We start from the raw sequence: 18778 nt of genomic DNA on the forward strand, positions 1-18778 counted from the left end.
TCCCTTTTATGAAAAAGTATTGTAAAACAAAAAAAGATTAGCACTCGTTATGTTTGAGTGCTAATCTAATATACACCTTTTTGAAGAAAACTGCAAGAGGGTTCACAAAAAGTTTAAAACTCCTTGCGGCTGTAGATGCGGGTGGCAATGGCCCAGCAAAGCAGGTATACCGCAATGCAGCCCACCGGCATCACCACGGCCCAGCCCCAGATGGCCAGATCGCCCAGAAACAGTGTTTGCAGCAGGGGCGGCAAAGTCAGATCCTGCAACAGGTCCAGCTTGTCCAGCATCATCACACAGCCGAACAACGCCGCCGCAACCAGCAGCACTGCGGTGCGGGCTTTCTCCACGCCGTATTTGTAGGAAAGCGCCAGGGAAACGCCGAAGTAGGCAAGGCATACAAAGGAAACCGCAAGCAGGCTCAGCAGGTTTTCCATCAAAGGCTCGCCCTTCAGCAGAGCCAGCAGACCGCACAGCAGTGTGCCGATGGCAAAGCTGATGAGCAGTGCCAGGGTGATGAGAATGAACTTGGCGCCTACGAGCTGCCGCTTGCTCACCGGCAGGCTGGCAGCATACAGGTCCCATTTGGAATAGTTGTCGATGGTCAGTCCGCTCAGAATATAGAAGCCGGAAATCCAGGCAAAGAAGAACACCATGAAAGTGAAGTCCATCGTCAGAGCCATAGCGCTGTAAAGCACCAGGACCAGAGTCAGATTTTTGTGGTACGCATGCCAGAGAATGAAAAAGTCTTTTTTCAGCAGGCCGATCATTGTGCATCCCTCCCGGTATAAAACTGCATGATGTCCTCGATGCTGGCCCGGTCGATCACTGCGTCCGGCAGAGCCCGGCGGGCGGCGGCCACGTCGCTGACCAGTGTCTCACAGGTGAAGCCTGTCTTGCGGGTGGCCACCTTGATCCGGCTGTCCAGCGCCTCCAGCTGCTCCGGGCTGCAGCGCAGAACACCGTACTTTTCCAGCAGCTCGTCCCGGTCCATCTGGAACAGCAGCTTCCCCTTGTGCAGATAGGCGATGGAATCCGCCACCTTTTCCAGATCACTGGTGATGTGGCTGCTCATCAGAATGCTGTGGTTTTCGTCCTGGATGTAGTCCCGCAGGTAGTCCAGCACTTCGCCGCGCACCACCGGGTCCAGGCCGCTGGTGGCTTCGTCCAGAATCAGCAGCCTGGGCTTGTGGGCCAGAGCGGTGGCCAGCCGGAACTTCATCCGCATGCCCTTGCTCATATCCTTGATGAGCTTTTTCTCCGGCAGCTGGTAGGCATTCAGCAGCCGGGTGAATTCGCCGCTGTCCCAGCCGGGCTGCAGGCTCTTCATGATGCTGTTCACCTGGCGGGGCGTGAGCGTCTCGTAAAAGAAGGAATCCTCCATCACCACGCCGATCTGGGATTTGTCCAGCCGGTTGGGGTCGGTGCAGCCCAGCACCTCAATGCTGCCCCCGTCGGTGTGAATGGCCCCGAAGATGGCCTTCAGGGTGGTGGTTTTGCCTGCACCGTTTTCTCCCACAAATCCCACAATGGTGCCGGTGGGCACGGTCAGGTCCAGATTCTCCAGCGAAAAATCCTTGTAATGCTTGCACAGGCCGCGGATGCAGATCGCGTTTTCCATAGGATCAGTCTCCCTCCAACAACAAGTTCAATGTTGCCAGCACCTCTGCCTTGCTGATGCCCCCGGCCAGCGCGGTGTCCACCGCCTGCTGCAGGTATCCCTCCATCTTTTTCAGGGTCTCCTCCCGGTGCAGCTCCAGGTTCTGGGGCGCAACGAAGCAGCCCTTGCCGGGCACCGTGTTGATGAATCCGGCCTTTTCCAGGTCCTCATAGGCTCGTTTGGTGGTGATCACGCTGATGCGCAGTTCCTTGGCAAGCAGCCGGATGCTGGGCAGCGCCTCGCCCTCCTTGAGTCTGCCGTCAAAGATGGCGGCGCGGATCTGGTCGGTGATTTGGGCATAAATTGGCTTTGGGCTGGAATTGCTGATGTAGATCTCCATCAGTCTTCCTCGCTTTTCATATGATTTTGCCAGACTGTACATATCTGACATGTACAGTATATACGCATATATACACAGTTGTCAAGGCCGCAGCAGAAAAAATTTGAAAAACGCCAACGGCCGGATGCGGACATGATACAATTTGGATACGAGCGGCAGGTATCATCAAAGCACAGGATGAGCTCCGCCCATGCAGAAACAGAAAAGAGGAACCCCTAATGAACCCGATTTTGATCGTTGATGACGAACGCCCCATTGCCGAGCTGATCGAGCTTACTTTATTGCAGGCGGGCTACCGGTGTGAGATTGCGCTGGACGGCGAGACCGCCGCGGATAAGATCGAGACCGGCCGGTATGATCTGATTTTGCTGGACATTATGCTGCCGGGCGTCGATGGTTATGAGCTGATGGAATATATCCGGCCCACCGGAACGCCGGTGATTTTTCTGACCGCCAAGGGCATGCTGGCGGACCGGGTGCGGGGCCTGCGCATGGGGGCGGACGATTACATTGTAAAGCCCTTCGAGCCGCTGGAGCTGCTGGCCCGAGTGGAGAGCGTGCTGCGCCGGGCAGGCAGGGGCGGCGGATTGCTGCGGGCTTTTGGCGTTGTGGTGGACCCGGCGGCCCGCAAGGTGGAAAAGGACGGCGTGCCGGTTCCTCTCACCCCCCGGGAGTTTGACCTGCTGGTGCTGCTTTTGCGCAACCAGGGCATTGCCCTCTACCGGGACGTGATGTACGAACGGGTGTGGGGCGGCGAGGAGGAAGCGGGCAGCCGCACGCTGGACCTGCACATCCAGCGCCTGCGCAAAAAGCTGGGCCTTGCGGACAAAATCAAAACCGTGTATAAAATCGGCTATCTGCTGGAGGTGGAAACGTGAAACTGGCAGCCAAATTAACGCTTGCCATTCTGCTGTTGCTGGCACTGCTGCTGAACCTGGGCGCGGCCTGGCTGATCGGCAGCGGGTTTTCCGCCCAGCTGCAGGCGGCGGCGCAGCAGAACGCGGCCGGCCACCGGGCGGAGTGCTATCAGCTGCAAAAAGCGATGATCGAGACCCCGGACCTGGAGACGCAGCCTCCACTGGTGGACCGCTATGGCCAGCAGCGGACCGCACAGGCGGGAGCCGGGCTGGCTATCCTCAGCGAAGAGGGCGCCTTTCTCTATTCCGGCACCGGAATGGAAAACGGCTGGCAGCCAGTGCTGCGGGCGGTGGATGCCGGGGAAGACGGGATGACTTACGCGAAAGAAGGGGCGAAGGTCTGGCAGCTGTTTGCAAGCCCGGTGCAGTGGCAGGGGAGAACCTTGTGGCTGGTGAGCAGCTGTGATGTGAGCAGTGTGTTCCGGCTGCGGAACCAGCAGCTGGAGGGCTTTGCCCGGCTGGAACTGCTTGCCTTTGCAGGGGTGGCGCTGGCGGTGTGGGCAGTGAGCCGCCGCCTGACCCGGCCGCTGAAAACTCTGGAAGAGACCAGCAGGGCCATTGCTGCAGGAGCATATGACCGGCGTACCGGCATGACCGGCGCCGACGAGGTGGCCAGCCTTGCCGCCAGCTTTGATGCCATGGCCGAGGCGGTGGAGCAGCGGGCCAATCAGCTGGACCTGGCGGTGCACCAGCGGGAGGACTTTGTGAGCGCCTTCACCCATGAGCTGAAAACCCCTATGACCAGTATGCTGGGCTATGCAGACCTGCTGCGCAGCGCCGAGGTGAAGCCGGAGATGCGCCAGCGGGCGGCGAATTACATTTATCACGAGACAAAACGGCTGGAAGCGCTGAGCGCTAAGCTGATGACCTTTATGGCGCTGGACCCGGAGCACAGGACTCTGGAGCTGCGCCCGGTGGCCCTGACGGCCCTGGCGGAAAAGGTTGCCCGCGCGTTGCCCTCAGAATGCCCGGTCCGGCTGTGCTGGGAGGGCTTTGAAGCGGGCCGGGTACTGGGGGACGAGGACCTGCTCACCTCCCTGCTGGAAAACCTGATCAGCAACGGAATGCGAGCCGAGCCGAAGGATGGAAGAATATCCATCACGGCTCACAGGAAAAACGGGCAGGTGGAAATCACGGTGCGTGACCGGGGCCGGGGTATCCCGAAAAAGGAGCTGGAACGCATCACCGAGCCCTTTTATATGGTGGATAAGTCCCGCGCCAGAGCACAGAATGGCAGCGGATTTGGCTTGGCGCTGTGCGCGCGCATCGCCCGGCTACATGGCACCCGGCTGGAGTTTGAGAGTCAGCCCAGTGAAGGAACCATGGTGCGCTTTACATTAAAGGAGGCGGAGGGATGAACAAAAAACAGCGAATCCGAATGGCTTTTTCCTGTGCGGCAGCGCTGCTTTTGGGCTTGGCCTGCATGGCGTTGCCCTCTGCCTTCTGCACCCTGCAGCAAGCAAGGCTGCTGCAAACCACCCATGCCCGTCCGGCGGAAGAAAATGCCCTTTCCAGCCAGGGGCGGGAGAACGGGCTGGCAAGGCTTCTGTATGACAGGCAGTTTCTGGCGGGCAGCACGCCAGAATGGGATTCCACCGGCTGGCAGCCGCTGGAGCAAACCGAAGAGAAGCAGGCACAGACCATCCGTGCAGCGGTGGAACAGCTGCAAAGCGAAGGCCTGATGAGCGACACCCTAGCCGCGACCGCATACGCGCTGCTTGAAGGCGAGAAAGCAGATATCCGGAAAACCGCGCTGCAGGATACGGCCGGATTCATGCGCTATGAGTGGAGCAAAGAGGCGGACAGCCTCCTGCTGGAGCTGGGCCCCGGCGGCGAGGTGGTGCGGTTTCAGTGGAGCGGCGCAAGCGGCCAGGCACGGGCGGCCGAGCTGCTGGAGGGATACAAACGATTTTTGCAGGTAACGGAATTTTCCGATTGGCAGGATCTTTCCGGTGAGGACGGCCATCTTGCCGCGGCTTATTCTCCGGCGGCACAGCTGTATGTGTACGCGCTGGACCGGGGCGGCGTCGCACTTGGCGCAGAACACAAAACGACGGAACAGGTGGCCACGGCAACAAATGAGAAGGAGGGAGCGGAATGAACGGCAAACAAAAAGCGGCCGCGCTGCTGCTGGGGCTGCTTCTTCTGGTGGGCTGCGGGGCTGCGGAAACCGACTCCACGGAATCAGCCGGGTACGCACCGGCTTCGCAGGAGCAGCAGGCGGAACCGCAGAGATGGCGGCCTGCCGGGAGCATGATGCCGGTAAGCGGAAGCAGTGTGTGCAGCACCCGGGGTGACACCGCGTGGCTCAAAGGGGATGTGCAGGTGGACGGAGGATTTCTTTGGCAGACTGTCGACCTGAAAACCGGGGAACGGGAAGTTTTCTGTGCAAAGAAAGGTTGTACCCACACGGATCGCAGCTGCGACGGCTGGTTGGAACTGGGCAACGATGACTACCTATGCCCGCTGCCGGATGGAACTCTTGCGCTTTTGTATGGGCGGGGGCTGCCGGGAGAGGAGGAGCCGCTCACACTGGAGCTGCGAGACGAAGCCGGCCGGGTACTGCGTTCCGCTTCGGTGGAACCGGAGACGTTGGAGGGGGTGATTTACAGCGACGGCGTGGGGCTTTATTTGGTTCACCGGGAGTATTCGCAGACGGAAAACGGAGTGATCACCCATGTTCTGGTGCGCATCAGCTTGGAAAGCGAGAGCTTTGGGCAAAAACAGGAGATCGCCCACTGGGAAAATGACAGCGAGAGATTTCTGCCCGGAATCTGTACGGAAAACGGTGTCCTCGCAGCGAAAACAGCGTTTGAACAGGGCGCGGACGGCGTGCGAATCCCGATGGGCGGTGTGCTGTATGAGCTTGCGTGGGACCGCAGTCAACCCATCCTGGCCCAGGCTGGGGAGCGGCAGGCCTTATGGCTGCCGCACAGCGGGCAGGCAGCAGCCTTCCGCTACGATTACGATACCGGCATGCTGGAACAGGTGGATCTGGAAACCGGCGAATACACTCTGTTTGCGCAGCTCCAGCCCGGCCTTTTGCTGACCGAAGGAGCGGTGTTCACGGATGGCTGGTTGTTCTGCAATGTGAGCGGCGGTGCGCAGGATTTCACCATTGCGGTGCAGCAGGGCGGGCAGCCCCAACGCAGCCCGATGCAGATTGTCCTCAACGGCAGGCAGCAGAGCCCGGTGGTGCGGCAGGCACTGGAGGGTGGCCGGCTCCTGGTGCAAATGGATCAAAACGAGTTTTTGGAGCAGTACCTGGATGATGACGGCAAATTGACAGAAGGAGTGACCAGCGAGTTCCTGTGGGGAATTTTCACCCCGGAGCAATACTTGAACGGCGATACGAGCTATATAATGGTGGAATCGGAGCGGGAAATGTGAGAGTAGGAATGATGAAAAGAAGAATTGCTGCGCTGGCACTGGGGCTTCTCCTTCTGGCAGGCTGCGGGGCGCACAGTCGGGAAAGTGAGCAGCCGAACGCGGTGGGAACACTGCGTCAGACCAGCGGCAGCGGCAGCGTGGACTGGTGCGTTGCAGGCAGGACCGCGTTCACCGTGACCCGAAGCGGCCAGGGAGCGCTTCTGCAAACGATTGACCTGACCGACGGCAGCTGCGTGCCGCTTTGCCCCAAGGCGGGGTGTACCCACAGCGGCGCGGATTGTCCGGCCTGGGTGGGGGAACGGGGCATTCTGCCCTATGTGAACTGCCTGGATAACGGGAGTCTGGTTTTGTATTATCTGACCAATGGAGAGACGGGCGGCACAGCAGCGGTGGAGCTGCGGGCGGCGGATGGCACGCTCCTTCGGGCTCCCACCGCCTTGCCGGAGGAAGGGCGGGGCTGGTCCCCCTCGGCCTTTTATACCGACGGCGAGGATCTGTATGTGGTGTGGGAGGAGCGCTGGTACCGGTCCGGCTGGCTGCCCCGCTACCGGCTTTACCGGATTCACACCCGGCCGGGCGAAGAATTCGGCCAAATGGAAGAGGTGACCGTCTGGAAGCTGGAGCATACGGCCATCCTCACCGGGCAGACCACCGGTCAGGGGCTGCTGGTCTGCCAATTGACGGACGAGGGGCAGCTCCTCAGTGAATTGTGCTGGGATGGAGCTGTGCGACCCATCCGGCAGGCGCAGCCCCAGCAAATATTCTGGACAGCTCAGTATTCCGGCAGCCTGGAGCCGGAGCCAACGATTTGTCTGTACGACAGCGTGAGCGGTCAGCTGGAGCGGCTGGAGCTTTCCGCCGGAGAGAGCGTGCAGACCGCCCGGTTGGAACCGGGGCTTTCGTTGACGGGTACACCGCTCTGGTTGAAGGGTACCCTGTATGTGAGCACCTACCGGGAAGGCGGAGAGCTGCAGGCGTTTGCCATAAGCAGGGATGGAACGGTGGAACCGGTCGCCCGCTGGAGTAGCCGGAACGGTGTGGTGCGCCCGGCGGTCCCGTCGGCAGTGATGGACGGTAAGCTGCTGGTGGAATTGAGCGAGACCATGGTGGAAACCAGCTACCAGGATAAGGACGGCAGACTGGTCACCGGACAGACCAGTGAATACCGTTACGGCCTGTTTACGCCGGAGCAGTACATGGCAGGCGGTGCGGATTGCCTGCCCATCCAGGGAGCATTTTAAAAGGGAGTGTGAGAGGAATGCACAAACGAACCGGCCTGGCCCTTCTGGCGGTTTGTCTGCTGCTGTTGGCGAGCTGCGGGGCGGAACGGGAAGCGGTTGCCGTAGAACCGGATACCGCTGCACAAAGCAGCGTTCCCGAGGCGAACCTGACAAGCCTGCGGCAGCTCAGTCAGGAAGGGGCGCTCTGGCAGCTGGACGGCACTACCCTGTATACAACAGTAGCCGCTCCGCAGAGCAGAGGAAAACTATTGCAAACCGTGGATTTGAATACCGGCAAGCGGCAGGCACTTTGCGGCAAACCGGGCTGTACCCACCAGGACGAAAGCTGCGGCGCCTGGCTGGATTGCGAAAGCGAGATCGCGGTGCTGCCCGTGGATGACGGTCGCCTGGTGCTTGTGTATGGCCGGTATGGCCCGTTGGAGGAGCAGGGGGCGGAGCCCTCGGCGGCGGTGGAGCTGCGGGATACGTCCGGGGTGGTGCTCTGCCCGGCGACGCCACTGCCTCACCGTCCCTCCGGTGCCTTTTACACCGATGGAATTGCGGTATATTATCTCTGGGAGCAGTGGCTGGAGAACGGCAGCGCCGACGTTTCCCTGATACGTATCGAATTGGATGCAGCCAAAGGCTTCGGTCAGGCGTCCACGGCAGCCTTCTGGCAGCTGTCCGCAATGCTTTCGCTCACCGAACGCTGTACCGAGCAGGGGCTGCTTGCCATTCGGTGGGAGCACCGGATGGAGGGGCAGACCCAGGTGGTGCAGCACCGGGCGCTCTGCCTGATCCAGTGGGATGGAACGATACGCACCGTTGCCGAAGCGAAGGATGGGCAGGCATTTTTGATTCCGGATACGGGTGAGCTCGCGGCGTTTTGCTTTGATTCCGCTACCGGGACCATGGCGCGGCTGGACCTTGCCACCGGCGAGTCGGAGCCGTTTGCCCGGCTTCCGAAAGGCCTGCAACTTACTGAGGGCTCGGCCTGTGTGGGAGATGTGCTTATCTGTAATTCCATTCAGGACGGCGAGGCGAAACCCTTTTATATGGAAAAGGACGGAGACCCTGTGGAAATCCGGCGGCAGACCAGCCACAACGGAGATCTGCGGCCTATGATGGTGCGGGATGTTCTGGAGGATGGCCGCCTGATCGTGGATCTGGGGGATCTGGAGTATGAAGAGAGCTACACCGACCAGACCGGTCAGTGGATTACCAGCCGGACCAGTGAGACGCTGTTGGGCGTCTGCACACCGGAACAGTACCGGGAGGGTGCGGCGGATTGCCTGACCCTGGAAACAAACCACAAATTCTAAAGCGACAAAAAGAGCCCGCCGGGCAGCGCATGCAAAACGCGTTACCCGGCGGGCTGTTGATTGAATTGGAAAACGGTTACCGGCCCAGCAGCTTGCCCAGCTTCACTTTGAAAGGGGTGTAGCCGTTTTTGGCGTCGGAGGTAAAGTCGGAGGCCATCTCCCATTTCCAGCGCTGGTTGTCGAAGTAGAGCACGTCGCCCTCCTGACCGGTCAGGGCCTTGGGCAGAGCGTCGGGGTCCACCAGCGGGTCAAAGGGCTGTTGGTAGGTGAGCACGCCCTCCGGGGAGATGCTGGCCCACACGCCGAATACAAAGCAGGCTCCCTCGCCGTAGCAGAAGCGCTCAAAGCGAACCTTGCCGTCGTAATAGAACGAGAGGCAGTCGCGGAATTTGTTCAGGTATTCCTTTTCGTAGCGGCGGCCGCAGTGCGTACCAGCCAGCTGTTTGGCAGAAATGTTCATGGCAGTTTCCCTTCCCGCAGCCGGGCCGCAAACAGGCGGCAGGGCAGGCGGAGTTTGTTTTTTTCATTATAACAGGTTTGCGCCTTTGCTGCCAGAAAAAACAGGGCAAAACAGGGCAGAAAAACGGGTTCGAAAAAAATTGAAAAAATGTGAAAAAAGCTGTTGACATTTCTCTTTTCATGCCGTATAATAAAAAACGTCGCTGATGCGGCAACGCAAAGATGGCCCGGTAGTTCAGCTGGTTAGAACGCTAGCCTGTCACGCTAGAGGTCGTGGGTTCGAGCCCCATCCGGGTCGCCATCTTGCTGCTATAGCTCAGTCGGTAGAGCGCATCCTTGGTAAGGATGAGGTCAGCAGTTCAAATCTGCTTAGCAGCTCCATGGTAGAGCCCTTTCGGAATTTGCCGAAAGGGCTCATTTTTTACCATCCGGCAGACCACTTTCTGTCCCGAAAGCAGGACAGAAAAAATTGCGAAAAAATCGAAAATACTTGTTGACAGGCAGACTGTTTTTTGGTATAGTAATAAGGCACCCGGCGAACGGGGCAACAGAATAAAGGGGTATAGCTCAGCTGGTAGAGCAGCGGTCTCCAAAACCGCGTGCCGAGGGTTCGAATCCTTCTGCCCCTGCCAAAGGCCCGTGAATGCGAAAGCGTTCACGGGCTTTTTTGCGTCTTCCGGCCGAGGATAAAGCAAGCGACGAAATATCAAAAACGAGTGTATAAGGTTTATGTTCGGATAAAATCAGTAAAAAAACGCAAAGGAAATAAAGTTCGTTGTTTGTGCAATTGATTTTACTGTGGGATATGGTACACTTAAGCTACGCTGTTATGCCAGGGAGAAAGGAAAACATCCCGGCGGACTTCGTTGAAAACGGCGGGATGTTCCCGCCCAAAGGAGAAAACGTATGTACGAATTGAGCATGTTGTTCCTGTATTTTATTATCTATGCCTTTTTGGGCTGGTGCGCCGAGGTTGCTGTCACTGCGGTGAAGCAGCGCCGGTTTGTGAACCGAGGCGTCATGAACGGCCCCATCGTGCCGCTTTACGGCTTGATGGCTACCCTGGCAGGTGTCTTTCTGGAACCGGAGGAGAACAATCTTCTGGTGTTTGTGCTGGGCGCTGTAGTCCTGTGCGCTGCCGTCGAGGTGGTGGCCGGTGTGATCCTGGAGCGGCAGTTTGACCGGCGCTGGTGGGATTACTCCGACCGGCCCATGAACCTGAAGGGCTACATCTGCCTGGAGAGCTCCCTGATCAAGGGCGTTCTGGTGGCTTTGGCGGTGCGCTTTTTGACCCCGGTGCTGCATTGGGGCCTGAGCTTCCTGCCCGCCATTGCGCTGCAGATTCTGGCGCTGGTGCTGGCCGTTGTGCTGGCGGTGGACGCGCTGGTGATGGTGTACGGTGTACACGCGGTGCACCGCCGCTGGAAGATGAGCGAGCCCATCGCGGAATACCTGCAGCAGGCCAGTGAGACCATTGGTGACGGTTTGACCACCCGCACCCTGGGCTGGTACCAGGGGTACCAGAAGCGTCATCTGGCCAAAGCCTTCCCCAACCTGACCCGGCTTTCTGCGGAGGAGGAACCCCCTGCAGCCAACGTCTTTGCAGCGGGAATCGGCTTCTACAAGCTGTTCTGGCTGTTTTTGATCGGTGCCTTTGTGGGTGATCTGATTGAGACTGTGTTTGTATGGGGCACCTCTGGTGTGCTGATGAGCCGCAGCAGCCTTCTGTACGGCCCGTTCAGCGTGGTCTGGGGCCTGGGTGCGGCAATCCTCACCGTGGTATTGCGCGGCCTGATGGACAAGAGCGACCGTTACATCTTTGTGGGCGGCGCGCTCATGGGCGGCGTGTATGAGTACATGTGCAGCGTGGTTACCGAGAAATTGTTCGGCAAGGTTTTCTGGGATTACAGCAAGATCCCCTTCAACCTGAATGGCCGTATCAACCTGCTGTACTGCGTGTTCTGGGGCATTGCCGCAGTGATCTGGGTGAAAGAGGTTTATCCCCGCATCTCGGCGCTGATCGAGAAGATTCCCATGAAGGTGGGCAAGGTGCTCACCTGGGTGCTGGTGGTGCTGCTGGCAGTGGATGTGCTTCTCTCCTGCATGGCGCTGGGCCGTATGGATCAGCGGGAAAAAGGCATCCCGGCCACCAATGCGGTGCAGCAGTTCCTGGATGAGCAGTATCCGGACGAGTACCTCACCCATAGATATCAGAATATGAAGCTTGCGGGCTGAGTTGCCCGAAACAGAAAAAACGCGCTCTGGTCAGGGACCAGGGCGCGTTTTCGTTTCATTTATATCAGTTTTCTCAGTTTTCCGGCGGGGTCAGGTCCGCAGGGATCGGGGCATTCACCGTCAGGCTGGAGGGGGTGACGCGGCAGTCGTAGGTCAGCAGTGTGACGCCCGCCTCTACCGCTCGGCGCAGCGCGTGGCCGAAGTCCGGGTGGGTGGACCAGTTGGGGGAGAACTGCTTCATGCCCTCCATCTGCAAAAGAATCATCACGTAGCAGCGCCAGCCCTGACCGGCCAGTGCGGCCAGCTCCTCCACATGCTTGAGCCCGCGCAGAGTGGGTGCATCCGGGAAGCGGGCAAAGCCGTTTTCCTCCAAAGTGCAGCCCTTTACCTCCATCAGAATCTTTTCTTCACCCCGGCGGGCAAAAAAGTCGAAGCGGGAGGCACCTAGTTTGTATTCGGCGCGCAGCTCATCCAGCGGTCCGATGCCGCCTGCGGCCAGCCATTCCGCTACCGCCTGGTTGGGCGCGGCGGAATCCATGTTCACCAGAAGACCGTCCTTGTCCACGGCGATCAGGTCGTAGGGCGTTTTGCGGGCAGGGTTGCCGCCGGGCTGCAGGTAAACGGTGCAGCCCGGGCGCAGCAGTTCGGCACAGCGGCCGGTGTTTTTTACATGGACGTTCAGCACCTGATCGTCCAGCTCAACCCGGGCGATGAACCGGTTGGGGCGGCTGAGAAAACGGGCGGGAACAACGGCGGAATATTGCATAAAACAGCCTCCTGAAACGCGGTGCAGCCTTCTTTGGCGAAATTTGACGCAATTGTGAAGTATTCTTCGCAGGGGCGCAACCACTGGATTTTAGCAGAATAATATGGTATAATCAGGCAAGAAACTAAGCAAAAGGCAAACGTGTCAGCTTTGGAGGAGAGAGGATCGTACGGCTGGCTTGGTTTGAGGTTTCAGATAAGGAAGGAGCAGCGAACATCATGAAAAAGACGGTTCAGACGGTAATCAGTCCCGATAAATTCTACACCATTGCAAGTGCAAATGGCAAGGTCGTTGAAGTAGCGGATTTCAACACGGAAAATGGCGCAGCCATTCAGCTGTGGGATTACGCGGGTGAAGAGTGGCAGCAGTGGGCGTTCGTGCGCGCCGGGGAAGGCGTGTACCGCATTCGCAACCGCTTCACCGGCAAGATGCTCGACCTGATTGCCGGCGGCGTGGTGGACGGCACCTGGCTGCACCAGTGGGAAGGCACCAGCGGCTCCAGCCAGCTGTGGGTTCTGGAGAACACCGGCGATGGCCGTGTGAAGATTAAGTCCAACCTGTCCGGCAAATGCCTGGATGTGGTGGGCATGAGCCAGGACAATGGCGCCCGCCTGCAGATCTGGCAGGACGTGAACGGCGACAACCAGCTGTGGGTCGTGGAAGAAGTAAAGCCCAAGAAGACCAGCCGTAAGAAGACTGAGCCTGAGGCCGAAGCTGTTCCCGCTGAGGAGGCCAAGCCCGCAAAGAAGACCGCGACCCGCAAGACCGCAGCTAAGAAAACCACTGCCAAGAAGGCCGAGGACGCAGAGCCCGTCAAGAAGCCCCGTGCTACCCGCAAAAAGGCTGAGCCCACTGCGGAAGAGACCAAGGCCCTGAAAGCTGCCGAGGAGCAGAAGGCTTTGAAAGCTGCCGAAGAGCAGAAGGCCTTGAAGGCCGCCGAGGAGCAGAAGGCTCTGAAGGCTGCCGAGGAACAGAAAGCCCTGAAGGCCGCCGAGGAGCAGAAGGCTCTGAAGGCTGCTGAGGAGCAGAAAGCCCTGAAGGCTGCCGAGGAAAAGAAGGCTGCGGAAGCTGCGAAGCCGGTTGAGGCTCCGAAGCCTGCGCCCAAGCCGAACCTGAAAAAGGCCGGCAAGCGCCGCGCTGCCAAGTAATCCGGGCAAGGCAATCTGAATAAAACGCAGGGCGGTCCGCCTGCCCTGGAGAGAGACGTTCCGGTGTTCGCATCGTCGGCGTCCCGCCCCAGGCAGGCGGGCTGCTTTTTGTTGTTGCGGCTCAAAAAGAGAAAATTCGTGCTGTTTGTGATTTTGCCACAGTAACAGCATAGCCGGTTTTGCTATACTGATACAAATTCAAACCATGGGAGGACCATTCGCGTATGGGCTTTAATCTGGAAACCAGTGTTTCAGTGTTTACGGTATTTATACAGGGCTTGCTCAGCTTTTTTTCACCCTGTGTGCTGCCGCTGGTGCCGCTTTATCTGGGCTATCTGGCGGGCGGCACGGCCAGCGCCAGCCTGACCGACAAGCAGCGCCGCCGCATTACGCTGCGCAACACCCTGTTTTTTATTCTGGGCGTGAGCTTTGCCTTCTTTATGCTGGGCCTGGGCTTCACGGCGCTGGGCAAGCTGCTCAGTGGCAACCGGGCATTGGTGGCCCGGCTGGGCGGCATCCTGATCATCCTGCTGGGGCTGTATCAGGTGGGCTTTTTGCAGGTGGACGCCCTGCAGAAGGAGCGCCGCCTGCCGTTTGATCTGAACCGGTTCAGCATGAACCCGCTTACTGCTCTGATCCTGGGCTTCACCTTCAGCTTTGCCTGGACCCCCTGCGTGGGCCCGGCCCTCACCAGTGTCCTGGTCATGGCCGGTTCCTCCGCTTCCCGAACCCAGGGCTTTTTGCTCATCGGCGTGTACACCCTGGGCTTTGTACTGCCATTCCTGGCGGTAGGGTTGTTCACCAGCCAGGTATTGTCCTTCTTCCGCCGCCATACCTCCTGGCTGAAATATACTGCAAAAGCGGGCGGTGTGCTGCTGATTCTGATGGGCGTGATGATGTTCACCGGCTGGATGAACAGCTTCACCGGATATCTGTCCGGCGTGGGCACTTCCAGCGCTGCTGCATCCTCGTCCCAGGCGGTAAGCAGCAGCCAGCCCGATTCTCAGGCGGAGTCCCAGCCTGAAAGCCAGCCGCAGGCAAGCAGTACACCGGCAGAATCGGAGGCATCCAGTCAGTCGGAAAGCGCAGCCAGCAGTCCGGAGGAAGAGGAATACCCGGTGGTTGCCGCGCCGGACTTCACCCTGGTGGACCAGTACGGTAATGAGCATACCCTTTCCGACTACAAGGGCAAGACCGTGTTCCTGAACTTCTGGGCCACCTGGTGCGGCCCCTGCAAGCAGGAAATGCCGGACATCCAGCAGCTGTATCTGGACCACGGCGAAAATACCGGTGATGTGATCATCCTGGGCGTGGCTGCGCCGAAGAGTGAGGATAACCCCTTCAACCAGGAGACTTTGGATGCGGACGGCATTGCAGACTTCCTGGAGGAGGGCGGCTACACCTATCCGGTGCTGATGGATACCACCGGTGATGTGCTGATGAACTACGGCATTTCGGCCTTTCCCACCACCTTCATGATCGACAGCGACGGAAACCTGTTCGGTTATCTGCAGGGCAGCATGACCCGCGAGATTATGGACAGCATCATTGACCAGACTGTGACCGGTATCCGGGCGAACTGATTCTGCCATCGGGATATCGAAGAGAAGAGGCGCTTTTCCCGTTTTACGGGAGAGCGCCTCTTTTTTGAAAAAATACTTGACAATTGCAGATAAATTCATATAATTGATTTTGTCAGTGAAAATCAAACAGGAGGAAGACGGAACATGGAACAGACACTTGCGTTCTATATCAATCTTCTGCGGGGGGACTTCACCCAATTCTGCGCCCAGCGGCTCAAGGAGCTGGGCCTTTCTCAGGGGCTGCTTTACTTTTTGCTGTATGTGGGGCGGCACCCGGGCTGCTCGGCGGGGGAGCTGGCCTCGGTGATCGGGGCGGACAGCGGCCATACCACCCGTTCGGTGGAAAAGCTGGTGCAGCAGGGGTTCATGACTCGTACCCGCTCCCAGCAGGATAAGCGGGCAGTGGTGCTGGAGCTGACCGAACAGGGCCGGGATGCTTTTGTTCAGGCAGGCCGGTGGTTCCATCAGTGGGAGGCCCAGCGCACCCAGGGCATGAGCCCGGAAGAGGTGACGCAGCTGAAGGGGCTGCTGCAAAAAGCAATGGCCGGTATCCCCATGCCCAAATCTCCCATGGAATCGGCTCCCGGGCCGGTGCGAAAAGCCATCCGCAAGGAAACTTGCCGGGAATAAATCACTCATCACCGCCGCCAGGGTGGCGGCAATCTGCAAGCATGCAGGAAAGGAAAAACTATGCGTTACTCCATTGTATATTCCAGCAAAACCGGCAACACCCGCCAGCTGGCTGAGGCAATTGAACGGCAGCTGCCCGCCGGGGACCTGCTCTACTGCGGCGCGCCGGATGCGGCGGCGCTGCAGGCGGACGTGCTGTTTGTGGGTTTCTGGACCGATAAGGGAACCTGCGATGAAACCGTGGCCCAGCTGCTGAAACAGGCCGAGGGCAAAACCGTTTACCTGTTTGGCACCGCAGGGTTCGGTCAGAGTCAGCAGTACTTCGATCAGATCCTGACCCGTGTGCGGGAAAACCTGCCCGCCGGTGCGGTGTATGGGGGCGGCTATATGTGCCAGGGCCGGATGCCTCAGGCGGTGCGCAGCCGTTACGAGGCCATGCAGGCCAAGGAGCCGGAGAATGCCCGCTACAAAATGCTCATCGAGAACTTCGATGCGGCGCTGGCCCACCCGGATGCCAACGATCTGGAAGCCGCTGCCGCCTGGGCAAAGAGCTGCCTGGCGTAAAACGTTTTGAGTCAACAAAAGCACTGGGAATGGGCAAAGCATGCCGATCCCAGTGCTTTTTCTATTGCAAAAGATTCAGTCCACCGTCAGATTGGGCCGGTCCTGGTCGCCGTCCGCCTTGAACAGCACGAACTGGTCCGGGTCATTGGTGAAGTAATAGTATTCGGTGTTCTCGAAAAGGGGAGGGGTCAGGTAGTTGGGCAGAATGTTTTCGCTGTCCTCACCACGCTCACAGAAGCCCGCCGCTGCGAACACTTCAGAGGGAATACCCGCGCAATAGCACTCGGCGTATTCCGCCCCGGCGGCATGGAGCAGGCCGTCAATGGCCTTGCCCAGCCGGGGGAGCGTTTCGTTTCGGCCGATGAAATCCACGATGCGCAGCACCTTGCCGCAGCCGCTGTCCGCCACGCGGGCCACAAGGCAGGCCAGCGTCACGCCGTTTTCCCGGGCACAGTATACGTCATATGTAAGATGGGGGAAGGCGAAATACCGACGGGTCAGGTACCACAGGTCCTTTTTGGGGGTGTGGGGTGTTTCGGGCAGACCCAGCTCGGCCAACTGCTCCGGGCTGCTTACCCGCTCCAGCGTCAGGTCACCGCCCACCGGCAGCACGGTGGAGTCCTTCACCCGGGCCAGGCTGTAGTTCTCCTGACCGGAAAGCCGGTAGAAGTGGGGCACCCGGTCCGCGTGCCAGCCCAGGAACCGGTAAAAGGCCATGGTCTTGGGGCGGATATTATTGCAGGCCACCACCGAAGCGCCGGTCAGTTCGGGCAGTGCGTTCATCAGGTCTAGGCCTACACCGTTGTGGCCTTTTTTCGCCACCCACACCGAGACCCAGATGTCCGGCGTGGGGGATTCGTTGGCCCGGATGTATCCAGCCACCGCCAGCAGCTCACCGTTCTCCTCGGCCAGCGCGTATTGCAGCGCATCGCCGCTGCGGTAGTAGAAGTTAAAATATTCCGGCAGGTTTACCAGCGGCAGCTTCCAGTCGAAGTTTTCGTTGATGAAGCCGATCACCCGTTCGGCTTCCTCCGGCCGGGCCAGACGCAGGGTCAGAGAGTCGCTCATAAGGCGCTGCCTCCGGTGATGGGCAGGGTTACGCCGGTGATGAAGCCGGCTTCGTCACTGAGCAGGAAGGCCATGGCGGGCACCACGTCGCTGGGGCGGGCGTTGCGGCCCATGGGGTTGGCCTCGGCGCTGGCCTGCACGATCAGGTCACTGGTCTCGGCCAGGAACTTGGTTTCCATCATGCTGGGAGCCACGCAGTTCACGGTTACGCCGAAGCTGGCGTAGTCCGCGGCCAGGCTCTTGGCCAGACCGGCCAGGGCGCTTTTGGCCATCACGTAGGCGGCAGTGTTCTTGGGCGGCATGCCCAGCAGGTAGCTGGTGAGCATGAACAGCACCCGGCCCTTTTTGGCCTTGGCCATGCCGGGCACGAAGGCTTTGCACAGGGCAACAGCGCTGCGCACCTGCACCGACAGGTCCAGCTCAAAGCGCTCCTCGTCGAACTTCTTGAATTTGGTGTTTACCACCCGCAGGGCGGGCAGATGCACAAAATGGGTGGGGGCGGGGCAGCTCTTCTGCACGTCCTCGATGAAGGCGCACAGTGCCGCCTCGTTGGTCAGGTCCACATCGTAGGTGCGGATGGCCCCGGGATGCGCCTGGCACAGGTCAGCCAGACCCTTCAGATCGCCCGCGCCCTGGGCGATGAAGATATCGCCCTCCTGATACAGCCGCTCAATCAGCGCGCAGCCCACATCGCTGGAAGCGCCGGTGATCAGATATACATTGCCCATAAAGTCCTCCTTATTTTGCCACGCCCGCCTTGATGACGCCGCGGGTCACTTTTTTGCCGTCCTGATTGGTGATGGTCGCCTTGATGGTGATCTCGCCGAACACCTCGTTTACCTCGTCCACCTTGCCGGTGATGGTCAGGGTGTCGCCGATGAAGATGGGCTTGGCGAATTTGGATTCCACGCTGTGCAAAAGGCAGTGCTCGCCGGGCAGGTAAACACCCGCCAGAGTGGAAAAGAAGCTGGCGCCCAGCATCCCGTAGACCACCCGGCCGGGGTAGCCGCGCCCGGCGGCGTATTCCTCGCTCATGTGGATGGGGCTGTTGTCGCCGGTGATGGCGTAAAAGGCATCCATCATTTCGGCGGTCACAGTCACAGTGAAGCTCTCGGTCATGCCGGGGGTGATGTCCGCCAACGTGTAGCTGTTCATGGGAATATGTCCTCCTTTTAAAAAGGGTTCAAACAGAAAAGGGGCCGGGCCCGCAGCCCAGCCCCTTTTGTAGTCATTTACGCGGTCAGACGCTCGATCAGATCCAGCAGGTCGCCCACGTTCTCCAGGCCGCGCACGTCGTCCAGCTTGAACTTCAGGCCGAACTTCTTCTCCATGGCGGTCAGCAGGTTGATCTGCTCCAGGCTGTCCCAATCCTCGATGTCGTCGGCGCAGGTCTCGCGGGTGATCACCAGCTCCTCGTCGTCGAAGTTGTCGCGGAAGATCTGCTGTACGGCGTCAAAAATGCTCTGCTTATCCATT

20 protein-coding genes and 3 tRNA genes are annotated in these 18778 nt (G+C 59.3%); 14 read left to right on the plus strand and 9 right to left on the minus strand.

The genetic code is table 11. The annotated features are described in order from the left end of the window. Nucleotides 1-113 precede the first annotated feature (113 nt). The 3 genes from PH256_RS00340 to PH256_RS00350 are packed head-to-tail and all read right to left on the minus strand — an operon-like array spanning nt 114 to nt 2000. Entirely contained in the window at nt 114-770 is a 657-nt protein-coding gene (locus PH256_RS00340) for an ABC-2 transporter permease (protein ID WP_087185235.1), read from the minus strand. Then, nucleotides 767-1621: an ABC transporter ATP-binding protein gene (locus PH256_RS00345; protein ID WP_270912523.1), complete on the minus strand. Its 855-nt coding sequence runs from the start codon at nt 1619-1621 to the stop codon at nt 767-769. The genes PH256_RS00340 and PH256_RS00345 overlap by 4 nt, the downstream gene beginning before the upstream one ends. Before the next feature lie 4 nt (nt 1622-1625). After that, nucleotides 1626-2000, minus strand: a complete 375-nt coding sequence (locus tag PH256_RS00350; protein WP_270912524.1) for a GntR family transcriptional regulator — start codon at nt 1998-2000, stop codon at nt 1626-1628. Nucleotides 2001-2218: 218 nt separating this feature from the next. Between PH256_RS00350 and PH256_RS00355 the strand changes: the two genes are divergently transcribed. From PH256_RS00355 to PH256_RS00380, 6 genes are read left to right on the plus strand one after another with little or no spacing between them, the layout of a single operon-like run. Beyond that, nucleotides 2219-2878, plus strand: coding sequence for a response regulator transcription factor (locus tag PH256_RS00355; RefSeq protein WP_270912525.1), 660 nt, complete (start codon nt 2219-2221; stop codon nt 2876-2878). After that, nucleotides 2875-4275, plus strand: coding sequence for a sensor histidine kinase (locus tag PH256_RS00360; protein WP_270912526.1), 1401 nt, complete (start codon nt 2875-2877; stop codon nt 4273-4275). The genes PH256_RS00355 and PH256_RS00360 overlap by 4 nt, the downstream gene beginning before the upstream one ends. Further along, nucleotides 4272-5018, plus strand: coding sequence for a hypothetical protein (locus PH256_RS00365; protein WP_270912527.1), 747 nt, complete (start codon nt 4272-4274; stop codon nt 5016-5018). The genes PH256_RS00360 and PH256_RS00365 overlap by 4 nt, the downstream gene beginning before the upstream one ends. Then, on the plus strand, nt 5015-6307 hold the full coding sequence (locus PH256_RS00370) for a hypothetical protein (RefSeq protein ID WP_270912528.1): 1293 nt from the start codon (nt 5015-5017) through the stop codon (nt 6305-6307). Before PH256_RS00365 ends, PH256_RS00370 begins: the two co-directional genes overlap by 4 nt. An 8-nt stretch (nt 6308-6315) precedes the next feature. Next, nucleotides 6316-7548, plus strand: coding sequence for a hypothetical protein (locus tag PH256_RS00375; protein WP_270912529.1), 1233 nt, complete (start codon nt 6316-6318; stop codon nt 7546-7548). Between the two features lie 17 nt (nt 7549-7565). Continuing rightward, the gene (locus PH256_RS00380; RefSeq protein WP_270912530.1) at nt 7566-8849 is read left to right on the plus strand and encodes a hypothetical protein; all 1284 of its coding nucleotides are present in this window, start codon (nt 7566-7568) and stop codon (nt 8847-8849) included. Between the two features lie 76 nt (nt 8850-8925). Here PH256_RS00380 and PH256_RS00385 read toward each other — a convergent pair whose 3' ends face one another. After that, nucleotides 8926-9309 carry a hypothetical protein gene (locus PH256_RS00385; RefSeq protein ID WP_270912531.1) on the minus strand — a complete coding sequence of 128 codons (384 nt, stop codon included), beginning with the start codon at nt 9307-9309 and terminating at the stop codon, nt 8926-8928. Nucleotides 9310-9532: 223 nt separating this feature from the next. Here PH256_RS00385 and PH256_RS00390 point away from each other — a divergent pair. The 4 genes from PH256_RS00390 (at nt 9533) to PH256_RS00405 (ending at nt 11543) form a co-directional block, all read left to right on the plus strand. After that, a tRNA-Asp gene (locus PH256_RS00390) sits at nt 9533-9609 on the plus strand. Between the two features lie 4 nt (nt 9610-9613). Continuing rightward, a tRNA-Thr gene (locus tag PH256_RS00395) sits at nt 9614-9689 on the plus strand. Nucleotides 9690-9864: 175 nt separating this feature from the next. Further along, nucleotides 9865-9940: transfer RNA gene (locus tag PH256_RS00400), tRNA-Trp, on the plus strand. Nucleotides 9941-10214: 274 nt separating this feature from the next. Continuing rightward, a complete protein-coding gene (locus PH256_RS00405) occupies nt 10215-11543 on the plus strand; it encodes a putative ABC transporter permease (protein WP_270912532.1) in 1329 nt (442 codons plus the stop codon). 73 nt (nt 11544-11616) lie between these two features. Here PH256_RS00405 and sfsA read toward each other — a convergent pair whose 3' ends face one another. After that, complete coding sequence (gene sfsA / locus PH256_RS00410; protein WP_270912533.1) at nt 11617-12309, minus strand: DNA/RNA nuclease SfsA; 693 nt, start codon at nt 12307-12309, stop codon at nt 11617-11619. 218 nt (nt 12310-12527) lie between these two features. Here sfsA and PH256_RS00415 point away from each other — a divergent pair, with 218 nt between their 5' ends. The 4 genes from PH256_RS00415 to bilS all read left to right on the plus strand — a co-directional run bounded on the left by PH256_RS00415 (nt 12528) and on the right by bilS (nt 16234). Further along, the gene (locus PH256_RS00415) at nt 12528-13457 is read left to right on the plus strand and encodes an RICIN domain-containing protein (RefSeq protein ID WP_270912534.1); all 930 of its coding nucleotides are present in this window, start codon (nt 12528-12530) and stop codon (nt 13455-13457) included. A gap of 224 nt (nt 13458-13681) precedes the next feature. Then, nucleotides 13682-15040, plus strand: a complete 1359-nt coding sequence (locus PH256_RS00420; RefSeq protein WP_270912535.1) for a redoxin family protein — start codon at nt 13682-13684, stop codon at nt 15038-15040. A 144-nt stretch (nt 15041-15184) separates the two neighbouring features. Continuing rightward, nucleotides 15185-15670 carry a bilirubin utilization transcriptional regulator BilQ gene (gene bilQ, locus PH256_RS00425; RefSeq protein ID WP_270912536.1) on the plus strand — a complete coding sequence of 162 codons (486 nt, stop codon included), beginning with the start codon at nt 15185-15187 and terminating at the stop codon, nt 15668-15670. Between the two features lie 60 nt (nt 15671-15730). After that, nucleotides 15731-16234 carry a flavodoxin family protein BilS gene (bilS, locus tag PH256_RS00430; protein WP_270912537.1) on the plus strand — a complete coding sequence of 168 codons (504 nt, stop codon included), beginning with the start codon at nt 15731-15733 and terminating at the stop codon, nt 16232-16234. A 75-nt stretch (nt 16235-16309) separates the two neighbouring features. On the opposite strand, the gene PH256_RS00435 is transcribed toward bilS, so the two are convergent. The 4 genes from PH256_RS00435 to PH256_RS00450 form a co-directional block, all read right to left on the minus strand. Further along, the gene (locus PH256_RS00435; RefSeq protein WP_270912539.1) at nt 16310-17302 is read right to left on the minus strand and encodes a hypothetical protein; all 993 of its coding nucleotides are present in this window, start codon (nt 17300-17302) and stop codon (nt 16310-16312) included. After that, nucleotides 17299-18030, minus strand: a complete 732-nt coding sequence (locus PH256_RS00440) for an SDR family NAD(P)-dependent oxidoreductase (RefSeq protein ID WP_270912540.1) — start codon at nt 18028-18030, stop codon at nt 17299-17301. The genes PH256_RS00435 and PH256_RS00440 overlap by 4 nt, the downstream gene beginning before the upstream one ends. Before the next feature lie 10 nt (nt 18031-18040). Further along, on the minus strand, nt 18041-18457 hold the full coding sequence (locus tag PH256_RS00445) for a MaoC family dehydratase (RefSeq protein ID WP_270912541.1): 417 nt from the start codon (nt 18455-18457) through the stop codon (nt 18041-18043). 77 nt (nt 18458-18534) lie between these two features. Further along, complete coding sequence (locus PH256_RS00450; RefSeq protein ID WP_058966615.1) at nt 18535-18777, minus strand: acyl carrier protein; 243 nt, start codon at nt 18775-18777, stop codon at nt 18535-18537. Between the last annotated feature and the right edge of the window lies 1 nt (nt 18778).

Source organism: Allofournierella sp. CML151 (genome assembly GCF_027853465.1).
Taxonomy (GTDB): domain Bacteria; phylum Bacillota; class Clostridia; order Oscillospirales; family Ruminococcaceae; genus Allofournierella.